This is a genomic window from Methanothermococcus thermolithotrophicus DSM 2095 (assembly GCF_000376965.1).
GTDB lineage: Archaea > AGJL01 > Methanococci > Methanococcales > Methanococcaceae > Methanothermococcus > Methanothermococcus thermolithotrophicus.
Genome location: NZ_AQXV01000019.1, coordinates 1 through 12,497, shown reverse-complemented (window position 1 = coordinate 12,497; position 12,497 = coordinate 1). Strand labels below are relative to the sequence as shown.

Annotated in this window: 11 protein-coding genes and 1 pseudogene; 6 read left to right on the top strand and 6 right to left on the bottom strand. The window is 33.1% G+C overall.

Going from position 1 to position 12,497, the window contains the following annotated elements:
- The first annotated feature begins 526 nt into the window (after positions 1–526).
- The 5 genes from F555_RS0100715 (at position 527) to F555_RS0100695 (ending at position 5,084) form a co-directional block, all read left to right on the top strand.
- Positions 527–901, top strand: a complete 375-nt coding sequence (locus F555_RS0100715) for a RidA family protein (RefSeq protein WP_018153311.1) — start codon at positions 527–529, stop codon at positions 899–901.
- A gap of 55 nt (positions 902–956) precedes the next feature.
- Positions 957–3,509: a cation-translocating P-type ATPase gene (locus F555_RS0100710; RefSeq protein WP_018153310.1), complete on the top strand. Its 2,553-nt coding sequence runs from the start codon at positions 957–959 to the stop codon at positions 3,507–3,509.
- Positions 3,510–3,928: 419 nt separating this feature from the next.
- Positions 3,929–4,198, top strand: coding sequence for a 50S ribosomal protein L34e (locus F555_RS0100705; RefSeq protein ID WP_018153309.1), 270 nt, complete (start codon positions 3,929–3,931; stop codon positions 4,196–4,198).
- A gap of 39 nt (positions 4,199–4,237) precedes the next feature.
- Positions 4,238–4,774 (top strand): (d)CMP kinase, encoded by a 537-nt coding sequence (gene cmk / locus F555_RS0100700; protein ID WP_018153308.1) that lies wholly within the window; start codon positions 4,238–4,240, stop codon positions 4,772–4,774.
- Positions 4,775–4,850: 76 nt separating this feature from the next.
- Entirely contained in the window at positions 4,851–5,084 is a 234-nt protein-coding gene (locus F555_RS0100695; protein ID WP_018153307.1) for a 50S ribosomal protein L14e, read from the top strand.
- Positions 5,085–5,220: 136 nt separating this feature from the next.
- Here F555_RS0100695 and F555_RS0100690 read toward each other — a convergent pair whose 3' ends face one another.
- Both F555_RS0100690 and F555_RS0100685 read right to left on the bottom strand, forming a co-directional pair.
- Entirely contained in the window at positions 5,221–5,889 is a 669-nt protein-coding gene (locus tag F555_RS0100690) for a TIGR00266 family protein (RefSeq protein ID WP_018153306.1), read from the bottom strand.
- 86 nt (positions 5,890–5,975) lie between these two features.
- Complete coding sequence (locus tag F555_RS0100685; RefSeq protein ID WP_018153305.1) at positions 5,976–6,890, bottom strand: ADP-ribosylglycohydrolase family protein; 915 nt, start codon at positions 6,888–6,890, stop codon at positions 5,976–5,978.
- Between the two features lie 49 nt (positions 6,891–6,939).
- Here F555_RS0100685 and F555_RS08840 point away from each other — a divergent pair, with 49 nt between their 5' ends.
- Positions 6,940–7,833, top strand: coding sequence for a sugar phosphate isomerase/epimerase family protein (locus F555_RS08840; RefSeq protein ID WP_050559928.1), 894 nt, complete (start codon positions 6,940–6,942; stop codon positions 7,831–7,833).
- 24 nt (positions 7,834–7,857) lie between these two features.
- Here the strand turns inward: F555_RS08840 and atwA are convergent, their stop codons facing one another.
- The 4 genes and pseudogenes from atwA to F555_RS08835 all read right to left on the bottom strand — a co-directional run bounded on the left by atwA (position 7,858) and on the right by F555_RS08835 (position 12,185).
- Complete coding sequence (gene atwA / locus F555_RS0100675; RefSeq protein WP_018153303.1) at positions 7,858–9,453, bottom strand: methyl coenzyme M reductase system, component A2; 1,596 nt, start codon at positions 9,451–9,453, stop codon at positions 7,858–7,860.
- Between the two features lie 28 nt (positions 9,454–9,481).
- A complete protein-coding gene (locus F555_RS0100670; RefSeq protein WP_157205712.1) occupies positions 9,482–11,272 on the bottom strand; it encodes a hypothetical protein in 1,791 nt (596 codons plus the stop codon).
- 105 nt (positions 11,273–11,377) lie between these two features.
- Positions 11,378–11,770, bottom strand: coding sequence for a DUF134 domain-containing protein (locus F555_RS0100665; protein WP_018153301.1), 393 nt, complete (start codon positions 11,768–11,770; stop codon positions 11,378–11,380).
- A gap of 79 nt (positions 11,771–11,849) precedes the next feature.
- A pseudogene (locus F555_RS08835) lies at positions 11,850–12,185 on the bottom strand (MJ1244 family protein).
- Positions 12,186–12,497: the final 312 nt, after the last annotated feature.

Sequence of the window (12,497 nt, the reverse complement as noted above, 5' to 3'; positions counted from 1 at the left end):
CGAAATAATAATGGAAACTAGTCTAAAATAAAACAATAGTCCTTGAAATCCGGTGGAGCTTTGCTCCGCAAGGGTTCAAATCCCTTCCCCTGCGCCTTAACTTTTTTGATAAACTATTAGATAAAAACCGCTAAAAAGGAATATTTACACCTATTTTATACATAGTTTAAAAACCGATGGGAATAATCAAGTCCTTTAAAGTAGTATATGCCGTGGGACTTAAAAAAGTTTATTTTTAAAAGATTTATAACGCTTTTTTAATGGTTTTCAATAATTTTTCTTCTTTTCTCTCTTTTTGAATAACTAAATTAAATAATTAAATTAAAGTTTTATCATCTATAGCACCTAGTGTTTAATCCTATATTGTTGAATTTTTTAAAACTAAAAAACAAAAAGTTAGCATCATGGAATTATTTTTTAGTATTTTCAATCTTTAAATTTAGGTAGTTACACATTATTTTTAATTAGGTGTATTATTATATATCTTCCCGCATATATCATAAATATAATAGATCGAGGGGATTTGATGAAGATAATCAATACAGAAAATGCTCCAAAAGCCATAGGACCTTATTCTCAAGCAGTAATGTATGGAAATCTTCTTTTTATATCGGGACAGATAGCCATAAATCCGCTTAACCAAGAACTCATAAATGGAACTATTGAAGAGCAGACTGAAAGAGTCATGGAAAACATTAAAGCCATACTTGAAGCTGCGGGAATGCAATTCAATAACGTACTAAAAACAACGATCTACCTAAAAAATATGGACGACTTCCAAAAGGTAAATGAAATTTATGGAAGATACTTCGATAATCATAAACCTGCCAGGGTAACTGTGGGGGTAAGCAACCTACCTAAAGGTGCTTTAATTGAAATAGACGTTATTGCAGGGCTCTAAATCCATTTTAATTTTTTATTTTTTATTTCGGTTTTTATTTATTTCGGGGGGTACAATGGATATTCCAAATAATGCACAATCTTTAACAATTGAAGAAACCTTTGAAAAACTTGATACTTCTCAAGAGGGAATTTCTTCAAAAGAAGCGGAAAGAAGAATAAACATTTTTGGCAAAAATCTCCTAAAAGATGAAAAAACAAGTAATATTTCAATATTTTTAAAACAATTTAAGGACCCAGTTATTTATATCCTGATTTTTGCATCCATTTTGGCTTTTTATATAGGCGATATAAAAGATTTTTTTCTTATTATCGGCATAGTTTTTATAAACAGTTTTCTTGGGTTCTGGCAGGAACTTAAAACTGAAAAGTCGTTAAAGGCCTTGAGAAAATTAACCGAACACAGGGTTAGGATTTTAAGGGATGGAAAGGTTTTTGAAATCCCATCTTTGGAATTGGTTCCAGGGGATTTTGTTATTTTATCTGAGGGGGATGTTGTTTCAGCTGACTTGAGACTAATTGAAAGCAATAGCTTATTAATTAATGAATCCACCATTACTGGAGAGTCTATGCCTGCTGAAAAAGATGCATCATATACTTTACCCGAAAATACACTCCCTTACGATCTAAAAAACATGGCGTTATCAGGAACTTTTGTAGTTAAAGGTTCTGGAAAAGCTATAGTTGTTAAAACGGGGGGAGATACATATCTTGCATCAATTGCAGAAAAAGTACAGGAAGAGTCTCCAGATAGTCCACTTACAAGAGCAATTGCCATTTTTTCAAAGAGATTCATTATCTTTTTGATGTTCTTACTATTTCTTATAGGTATTATAGGGACACTCCAAGGAAGGGAGTTTTCACATATGATGTATATTCTCGTGGCATTGCTTGTTTCTGCAGTTCCTGAGGGGCTACCTATTGTGGTAACACTTGTTTTAGCAATAGGAGCTCTGATGTTAAATAAAAAACAGGTTTTAGTTAGGCACCTTCCATCTGTGGAAACCCTTGGTAGCACAACAGTTATAGCATCTGATAAAACCGGAACAATAACTGAAGGAAAAATTGTAGTTAAGGATGTTTTTTCCCCAAATATTGAGGAAGTTAAACTTGTGGCGGCACTTGCAAACGAAGCCGGTGGTGATGGAAAAGGAGATCCTATAGATGTTGCACTTGCAAACTGGCTAAGTGACGAGTATAACGATCTAAGAAATAAGTATCCCCAGATTTTTATCCATCCATTTGACACAAAACTTAGAATGATGGCTTCGGTCAATAAATCTGAGAAAAAATGTAAAGGACATGAAGAATGTAAAGAAGATAGGGAACAACTTTTTGTAAAAGGGTCTTACGAATTCCTAAAAGAAAAGGCAACAAACAAAGAAGAGTTCAAAACGTTCGATAAAATTCATGATAAAATGGCTGAAAATGGCCTTAGAGTTTTAGCATTTGGAATAGGGGAAGATAGCTGGAAAAGTCCAGATAGCTGGAAGTTCAGAATAGTGGGCCTTATAGGATTTTTAGATCCTCCAAAAGAAGGTGTAAAAGAGGCGGTTTTGACTGCAAAAGCTGCAGGTATAAGGGTGATAATGATAACTGGAGATTACCCATTAACTGCAAGAGCCATAGCTAGGGAAATAGGAATATATGAAAAAGGAGATAGAGTTTTAACTGGAAAAGAAATAGAAGATATGGATGATAAAACATTAATATCTACTTTAAAAAATACATCAGTTATTGCCAGGGCATTGCCAGAACATAAATTCAGAATAGTAAAAACCCTTCAGGAAGACAAAGAAATTGTTGCAGTAACCGGGGATGGTGTAAATGATGTACCTGCTTTAAAAGTTGCAGATTTGGGAATTGCTATGGGTGGAGGCACAGAGGCTGCTAAATCAGTTTCAAAAATGATTATAACGGATAACAATTTAAAGGTAATAGTAAATGCAATAAAGCAGGGAAGGGTCATATCAAATAATATAAGGAAAGTCATATACTACCTGGTTTCAACCAACTTAGGTGAAATACTTTTAATCTCATCCGCCATAATTCTTGGGCTTAATTTACCACTTTATCCAACTCAAATACTGTGGATAAACATAGTAGCTGACGGGGTGCAGGATAAAACATTTCCATTTATAAAGGAAGAAGGAAATGTAATGAAAAAAAAGCCAGTTAAACTAGAAGATAAGTTTTTAGATAAGTTTCAGATTCTTAGAATACTATATACTTCAGTCGTTATAGCCATAATCAATTTGATTCTATATATATACATGCTTAAGAATGGCTACCCCTATGGGGAAACAATAACAACCGTTTTTACTTCAATGGTGGTTTCCCAGTGGTTTAATGGAATTCAGGCCCAAAAAGAAAGTGAGCCATTTTTCAAGAATATAAAGAGAAGTTTAACCATAAACCCATATATTTGGCTAGGCATCTCAGTAGGTATTGTATTGCAGTTTATGGCGATCTATGTATTTTCAGATCTGTTCCATACGGTTCATCTGACTATTCAAAATTTTGTTTTTGTATTTATTGCCACTATTTTATTCTTTATGGCGGTAGAGCTGAGAAAATGGATAGAATATTTTCTTCAGGATGAGCGGTAAAGAATGATAATAATTGTATGTATAGTTGACACATTCCTACTTTAAATAATTATATTTATAAATAGATATTCTCCCAGAAGTTTATAAAAAACTGAGGGAAATAGCCTAATTTAATTTTAGTTTAACGTTATAGATTGTACCTATGAATAATTATAAAAACTAATTTGAACTATTTTTTAATATCCAATTTAACAAAAAATTTTATATACTATAAATGTATAGTTAATCTACCATTTTATTAATGAGTCGGCCCCAAAACTGAAAATATATTAACTAAATCACGTGTTTTGGGATTGTCTCAATATTGGTTATTTTAATTGAGTATATTCAAATTAAAGATTATTACAATTTTTTTATAACTGTAATATTTATATACTTTAAAACAAAATAAATGTTGAAAAATATAGGAGGTAATAATAATGCCTGCCCCTAGATATAAATCCGGGTCATACAAAAAAATATCAAAAAGAATACCTGGAAACAAAACTACAATACACTACAGAAGAAAAAAGGTATCAAAACACAAGTGTGCAACTTGTGGAGCTCTCTTAAATGGTGTTCCTAGAGGAAGACCTGCAGAGATCTCAAAGTTAGCTAAAACAGAAAAGAGACCTGAAAGACCATTTGGTGGCTACTTATGCCCAAAATGTCTCAAAAGAGTTATGATTGAAAAAGCAAGAACTTTCTAATGTAAAAAATATCTTCAAGTTCGTTGAAAAGGTGTTAGAATGATTATAACCATCGGGGGACTACCTGGGACAGGAACTACAACTATGGCAAAGATGATAGCTGAGAAATACGGTCTTGAACACGTATGCGCTGGGTTCATCTTCAGAGACATGGCAAAAGAAATGAACATGGATCTAAATGAATTTAGTAAGTACGCCGAACAAAATCCCGAAATTGATAAAGAAATAGACAGAAGACAGGTAGAATTGGCAAAAAAAGGAAATATAGTACTTGAAGGTAGGCTTGCCGCATGGATGTTAAAAAACAACGATGTTGAGCCTACAGTGTCAATATGGCTAAAGGCGCCCCCAATGGTTAGATGTAAGAGAATAAGTGAAAGGGAAAATGAAGATATTGAGCTTGCATTAGAGAAAATGATAAAAAGAGAGAATAGCGAGAAAAAAAGATATAAAGAAATCTATAATATAGATATAGATGATCTCTCAATATACAATATAATGATTGATTCATCAAAATGGAATATCGAAGGGGTATTTAATATCATCTGCAAATCAATTGAAAGCATTAAAGGATGATAGTAAATATCTCCCTATTTGAAGAATGACTTGTGATTGGCGACGATCACAACAACAAAAAATAAGGTGAGGTAAAATGGCTGCAATTGAAGTAGGAAGAGTTTGTATTAAAACATTAGGTAGAGAAGCTGGAAAAACATGTGTTGTTGTTGATGTATTAGACAAAAACTTTGTTGTTGTTGACGGAAACGTAAAAAGAAGAAGATGCAACATAAAACACCTTGAACCTACCGACAAAAAGGTAGAAATTGAAAAAGAAGCTTCAACAGAAGAAGTTAAATTAGCATTAGATGCGGCAGGCTTATTATAAACCTCCAAAGCTTTTTTTAAATTTTTTTATTAATTTATTGTTATTTTTGTGATAGTTATTGTTATTTTTTATATTATTAGTTATTCACGCATTTTTAGTTCGAATTTAAACGATTCAAAAAAATAGGGATGATGTACTATTTTCTAGGTTGAATAGGCAAGTACTTCATTAAAAAGTCTGCAAACGTCTCAACATTTCTTGTTTGAATATATACTTTTCCAGTACCGTTAAATTCATAAACTGCCCCCTCTCCACCTAACAAAGTGGATTTTAAACCTCCAATTCTCTTTAGTGAATAATTCAGCCCTTCCGTAAAACCTACAAGGTTACCGTTGTCAACAACTAAACTCTCATCGTTCAATTCTATGGTTTCCAATGCTCCAAAGGATGATAAAAATACATCTCCTTCGCCATCTAACTTCATTAAAAATAATCCTTTACCACCGAAAAATGATTTGGTCCCACCAAATTTTGTATCTATTTTCACATTTGGAGAAGATGCCAAATAGGCCCCACTTTGAACATAAAGAGCTCCTTCTAAATCATGATGTACTATGTCCCCAACATAACTTGGAGATAACGCCAATGTTCCAGTTCCTTTAAACTTATTTAAGAATAAATTTTCTCCAACAACTGCTCTCTTCAGAGCTCCGATTAATCCTCCCTTCATATTGGTGTCGATGTTTATACTCTTATCCATATATACCATCGCACCAGTTTCGGCAGTGATTTCTTGATTTTCAAGGTTTATTTTCAAGAGAGAATAGGATGGACCATATTTTATTTCAAAATCATATTCTGGCATAATTACCCCTCCTTGTCTTGGATATTTATTAATTAGTCTTTTTATGTTGCTTTGAGTATATATTATAATAGAGGTAAGATTTGAAATTAATAATATTCGTGATTAAATTTAATCTTGTAAAGGTAATCTGCCAAACTTATTAAATAATCCCTATTTTTAATCCCCTCAACCCATTTTTTGGGGATATTATGAAACCCGTAGTGAGCTCCTGCAATAGCTCCAAACATACTTCCTAAACTATCTGTATCTCCGCCGGCATTTACTGCAAAAATCATCCCATCCCTAAAATTGCCTGTTGCAAAAAAAGTATGGACTGCAGAAGGTACGCACTCATCTGCATTTATTCCAGTTCCAAATTCTTCATATCCCTTTTCAACAGAATCCATGCTTTTTATTAGAAGTATTTTTTCTGCAAAATCTTCAGAAACATCAGATACAAATTCTGAACATTTCTTCAAATACTCTTTATTTTTACAATCTTGGTTTCCTAAGCATGATGCTACAAAAAATGCTATTGTCAGAGCTCCGGCTATGGCATCTTTGTTGTTGTGGGTTATTTTTGATGATTCTATCACATGCTTTTTTAATTCTAAAAGATTATCATAATAATAAAGTCCTAAAGGGGCCACTCTCATCGCAGCTCCACAGGTTTTTGAGTTGACCCCTTCATAATTTCCATTGATCAAATTTTTTATCGCCTTTTCACTTGTTGGGCCCATACCTATCGGACTATTATTATACCAGTCGATCAAATTCTTTATAAAGAGTTCCATACTAAAACCTTCTGGTTTTATTGATTTTATCATTGCTATTGTTTGTTGGGTGTCGTCGGTATAATCTCCGGCAGTTAAAATGCCTTCAAAATGGTTTTTTGGAGATGAGTAGTCCTCTATTTTTCCATAATTCAGTTTTATTTCTTCTTTGGTAAGTCCCTCAGACGGCATTCCAAGGGCATCACCTATTGAAAGCCCGAGTATAGCCCCCCTAAACTTGCTGAGCATTATTTACCTCCCTTTAATTATTTATACACAAAATATTATATTTACTAATATGATAAAAATAGGTTGTTCTACACTGTTTTTTTGGGAGTATCCAATTGAAGAAATAGCCGATATATTTCAGGACTTGGGATTAAGGTGTATGGAATTCTTTCCTGAAAATCCTGATTTCTGGAAAAAAAGGGACAGCTTGGACTATGTAAATAGCTTAAAGGACGTTCTATCTAAATTCTGTTTAACGGTTCATGCACCATATATTGAGTTAAATCCATCTTCAATAAACCCATATATTCAAAAGGCATCAATTATGGAAACTCTATGGGCCATAGAACTTGCCAATCTTTATGGTGCAAAATATTTAACCATTCATCCGGGGAAAAGACCTACTAGCAGAGCTCCGACAGAGGATGAGTACATAAAATTTTATGAATACCTCGATATCTCTTTGAAGTATGCAGAAGAAAAAAATATAATCCTCTGCCTTGAAAACCCACGCAAAAAAGTAAATAATATTTGCTACTCTGTTGAAGAGATGAAATCAGTTCTTGAAAAATTTAATTCCAAAAATCTAAAAATGACCCTGGATTTTGCACATGCAAGGGAAAATAGTTCAAATTTCGTAGATGAGCTGCATGAACAGATAAAAAATGTGCACATATCTGGAGTAATTGACAATAAGGATCACTATCCCTTAAGGTATTCGATGGTAGATTTCTCAGAACCATTAAAAAAGCTAGTTCATGAATACGGCTATAAAAATTGTATTAACTTAGAACTAAACGATTTAAACTACAATAAAGAACTCTCAAACCAACCTTTTAAAAAAAGGTTGAATCGAAAAAGATGGCCAACTTTGGAATCCAAGACTTTTTTAAAGGCTCGGGATGAAAAAATCTCTGAAGTAATAAAAGAGATAGAGTACCTTGAAGAGTTAATAGGTAAATAAAAATAATATAAAGAGCATAAATAATTACTGCTTCAACATTTCGTCTTTTTCTTCTTCGGTTAATATGTTAACTATTTCTTCTGGCTTTCCTACCTTCATAATTTTTCCGTTTCTAACTAACGCAGCTCTATCACATACATTTAGAACAAAGTCCATATCGTGGGATACTATGATGTAGGTTTGTTCAAGGTCCTTTCTTGATTTTTGGATTGATTCAGCTACCATGTTTCTTGTGAGTGGATCCATAGTTCCAGTAGGTTCATCAAGTAGGATAACGTGTGGTTCCCTAATTAAAACCTGGGCTAAAGCAACCCTGTGCCTTTCCCCAACACTCAGTTCTTTTGGATATTTATCCAATATTTTTTCTGCTTCTTCTTCGGTGAATCCTACTGAAACTAATGTATGTTCTGCTTTCATTCTAGCAAATTCTCCAGGCATCTCCAATCCTATTGACTCTGTCAGGTTATAAAGGATAGTCCTATGAGGGTACAGGCTGTATTCCTGGAAGAGCATTCCGATATATCTTTTTGCCCTTCCCCTATTGGCAGGTCCTGGCTTTGTCATATCTATCCATTCATCGCCCAATCTAAAGAAGTACTTACCTTTTGAAGGTTGAAGAACACCTGCAATTATTTTAGAAAGTGTGGTTTTTCCAGCCCCACTAACTCCAACTAAACCAAATATTTCCATTTCATTGATGGTTAAATTAACACCATCTACTGCTTTAATAACTCCCCTTTCAACTGAACAGTACTTCTTTTCAATATTTTCAAGTTTTATTAGTTCATCTCTAATTTCAACTTCTTCGACCTTTTTTAATGAGGTTACAGTTTTCATGAACTCTTCGACAATAGCGTTGCTATCGCCTGCCATTTTAATTTCTCCATTTTCAAGCCATATGGCTTTTTGAGAGAGCTCTGCAACTACTTCAGGCCAGTGTGAAGTTATAACCATTGCAATTTTGTTCTTAATAACGGCATTCATCAAGGCATCGTGGACTAGTTTTCCAGTTCTAGGGTCTAATGTTCCTGTAGGTTCATCTGCAAGGAATATAAATGGTTTTTTAGCTATCTGTCTTGCAAGAACAACCCTCTGTTTCTCCCCACCGCTTAAATCTCTTGCAATATGCGTAATTCTGTGTTCCAACTTAACCATTTTTATTAATTTTAAAGCAGTTTCGGTTGCCTCTGGACCTTCGATACCTGCGTTTTGCAGAGCTTCCAATATGTTTTCAATAACTGACCTTTCACCGTAGAGGGCAAACGTCCTCTGGAGCATAATTGCTATTTTTTTCTTTAAATAATAAGTAGTTTCTTTATTGTTCCAAAAATCTACGGTAATTTTCTTAAACGTCCCTCCGCACCCACATGTCTCTCCATCTTTGGAAGGTCCATCTACTTCCCCACATTCTTCACACTGTGCAATATGGTATATTATCTTACCTTCGGTAGGTTCGTAACCATCCATTCCTCTAAGCATGTGTAATAAAACCGATTTTCCAGAACCGCTTCTTCCAAGGACTCCTAAAACTTCTCCTTCATTAAGTTCAAAGCTGATATTCTTTAATACTTCGGTATCGCCAAATTTTTTCGAGACATTTTTTACTTCCAATAATAACATCAATATCACCTCTATGAAGCATTTAGTGTTAATTTTCATTTCCAATAAGATTGTTTATTTCAACCAATAATTCTTGCCACATTAAATTGAGTTTTTCACTATTTTCTTTATCAAAAGTATCATGATCCTGATTTAAAAACCACTGCTCCGTATGGCTTGAAATTCGGTTTTTGTATCCAGTCCCTTTTCCCCATTCTTGCATCATATTTGACCATAGATCGTCATCATTAAATAAATTATCGAAGTAATTGTCTCTTCCCCTATCATATGCTTCTTGGTATATCTTTTCAACCCTTTTCTCCAAAATATTTTGAATAGAATTTAATGTACCTTTCTGATAGTGTAAATCTTTTTGTTTAAGCATGTTGGAAATAATACAGTTAAGTTCATTCTTGGATTTATCAAATGCTTTGACAGTCTGATATCTTGAGGCGTCAGAAAGTATTTTATAATAATCTAAATTATGCCATTGACCACGACGATTAACACAGGCTCTTACGCTAGACGCATGCGTTCCTTTATCTAGTATTATTTCCAATATATTGGTAAAATTTTTTTTTAAGTTACATTGGATATTCTCGGCATCTTTAATCCATATTGAAACAGATTCTCTTACTCTTCGTAAAGCCTCCGAAGATAGTTGCGTATTAGTCTGTTTTTCAATTTCATCTAACGATTCAATAATAGTTTCTACCTGATTTTCATGTTCTTTACGCAATGCCAATACTTTATTAATTAAAATGGAGATTAATTCTTCAGGATCGTCTTCTTTTGAATTAAAAAATACGATTTCTATATCATCCAAGTTTAGTGAGTTTTTTAAATCTCTTTCAATCTGATCTTTTCGTATTTCTCTACCTTCTTCCAAATCTGGTTCTTCCAAATCAGCTATACATTCAGCTTCTCCATTTTTATCCAATACAAGAATAATGATTCTTTTAGAGATATACTTAGTTAAACCTGAATCTTTCATATATCTCAGGATATCTGTACTCACTTTATCTGGAGCATCATTAAAACTTGTACATAGTACAGATATTGTACGTGAATCTTTCAGCTGATTTTCAATATCTTGCCTGTTTGCAGTCTCATCAACTCCCTTAGTATCTAAAAATGATAAATTAATTTTTGGTATTTTTACTGGATTTTCATTAATATTAATAATTATTTTTTTAGGAAGTGGTACATTTTTATTCTTTCCATTATTTATCTCTTCAAAATTATTCCTTATCCACTCTTTACTGTCTGAAAATGTAAATATCTCCGTTGTAGTTCGATTTGATAGATTGATTCTCTGTAAAAGTTTTTGGTAAAATTCATCTTTTGAACTACAGGAATTATAAAGCTCAACAGCATCATCAATACTTTTTCTTTTACCATTTTCCTTAAATCGCCTTATTTTTAATTCAAGCATATTTCGCAGTGCCCTTTCTATTTCGCTACTTAGTGTAAAAGATTTTTCGCTTTGTGAGGTCTTTTTTAAAATTTTGTTTTCGATGTACGTGGAAAACTCTTCTAAATATTTTTCTACTTCATCATTGGAATACGGTTCTACTTCTATGGATATTCTATTGCTTTCACGAATTTCTACTTCACATACTGTTGTCCTACCACTGCCTGTTTGTAATAATTCTTTTCCGCTACAATCTATTAAATTTAATAATTTAGATATGGCAGTAGTTTTCCCAACACCCACTTTTCCTATAAATGCTATTGTATGATTGGAATTTTTTAAATAATCCGTACTTCCAATTAAAAATTCTCTGTGTGTCTTTAACAGTTTATATGTGCTATATGATTCAGGTGTCGTTTTTAACATTGAGTCTATACGATCAATTACTGAGTCAATATCTTTTTTCATAATTTACCCCTTAATTTAAATCTGGGATATTACCCTTAATCTAAAATACAACATTAATGTCATCTATTCAAGATCAGAATTAGATTTTTTACATGGTAAAAGTCTAAATCTACATCTTTTTTCCCTACCACATTCTTCATAGGACCCACATTCTCTTATTTGATAATGGCCGCCACCTATACTGAGGGCTTTCCCATTAATCAAGACATCAACTATTTTTTTTCTTGCAGATTTTAGGATACTCCAAAAAACCCTTCTTGAAATCCCCATGGCATTTGCAGCTTCTTCATGAGAATAACCCATATAATCCACTAACCTTACAGATTCTAATTCTTCAAGAGTCAGGTTTAAAACCTCTAATTCGGCAGTTGGAGTACCTGCTGGTTTAAATAATACTACCCTGGGTTCTTCGGATATTAACCTAGGTATTTTTGGTCTTCCTTTTCTAAATCTCATGGGGATCACTATTTTATCCACATTTAGATTAGCGAACGATTTTTTAAATTATTTATCTCCCATTGTCCACTTATGGACATTAATCTGGGCGATTCACCTCTAATCCAACAACTGGAAGGCATATAAGTGTATATCTATCTTCTGAAAGTCTGTTGTAAATTATCTCCCTTATCCCATCAAGCTTCTCAACACTTACAACTGTACCTATCATAACGGTATTTTTAGATATTTCGTTAATAATCTTTAACGCCATTTCAGGATCTTCAGCCAGTAAGAATCATTTCCAATCTTGTGGAGACATACCCTTGTAATCGTTCAAGAAGAAACCTGTTATTCCACCTTCTGAAAGTGCATTTATAGCTTTACCTATATTTTCACTTTCAACGAAAAGGTATAACAAAACTTTTGAGCTCACAAATATCCCTCACAAAAGTATTACTCACACATATGTGTAAAATCTAGTATATATATTAATACTATTAATGAGACTTAATGCTATATCAGATTATAGTTGTTTGCAAATTTTATTGGAATTAGTTGAATAACCTACGATTATTCAACTCTCGATGAAAATCGAAGATTTTCATGAGTCTTAACGAAAACCTTTCAGGTTTTCGTAAGTCAGCGAATTTTTTGAAATTCGCTTCGACTCGACAAAAATCTTCGATTTTTGTGAGTTCGACAAAAACCAAAGGTTTTTGTGAATCGACAAATTTCAAAGAAATTT

What these genes read in the sequence shown, in the direction of transcription:
- F555_RS0100665 (WP_018153301.1), bottom strand. Translation starts at nt 11,770, where the DNA reads ATGAGATTTAGAAAAGGAAGACCAAAAATACCTAGGTTAATATCCGAA.
- F555_RS0100670 (WP_157205712.1), bottom strand. Translation starts at nt 11,272, where the DNA reads ATGTTAAAAACGACACCTGAATCATATAGCACATATAAACTGTTAAAG.
- F555_RS0100715 (WP_018153311.1), top strand. Translation starts at nt 527, where the DNA reads ATGAAGATAATCAATACAGAAAATGCTCCAAAAGCCATAGGACCTTAT.
- F555_RS0100695 (WP_018153307.1), top strand. Translation starts at nt 4,851, where the DNA reads ATGGCTGCAATTGAAGTAGGAAGAGTTTGTATTAAAACATTAGGTAGA.
- F555_RS0100690 (WP_018153306.1), bottom strand. Translation starts at nt 5,889, where the DNA reads ATGCCAGAATATGATTTTGAAATAAAATATGGTCCATCCTATTCTCTC.
- atwA (WP_018153303.1), bottom strand. Translation starts at nt 9,453, where the DNA reads ATGTTATTATTGGAAGTAAAAAATGTCTCGAAAAAATTTGGCGATACC.
- F555_RS0100685 (WP_018153305.1), bottom strand. Translation starts at nt 6,890, where the DNA reads ATGCTCAGCAAGTTTAGGGGGGCTATACTCGGGCTTTCAATAGGTGAT.
- F555_RS08840 (WP_050559928.1), top strand. Translation starts at nt 6,940, where the DNA reads ATGATAAAAATAGGTTGTTCTACACTGTTTTTTTGGGAGTATCCAATT.
- F555_RS0100705 (WP_018153309.1), top strand. Translation starts at nt 3,929, where the DNA reads ATGCCTGCCCCTAGATATAAATCCGGGTCATACAAAAAAATATCAAAA.
- cmk (WP_018153308.1), top strand. Translation starts at nt 4,238, where the DNA reads ATGATTATAACCATCGGGGGACTACCTGGGACAGGAACTACAACTATG.
- F555_RS0100710 (WP_018153310.1), top strand. Translation starts at nt 957, where the DNA reads ATGGATATTCCAAATAATGCACAATCTTTAACAATTGAAGAAACCTTT.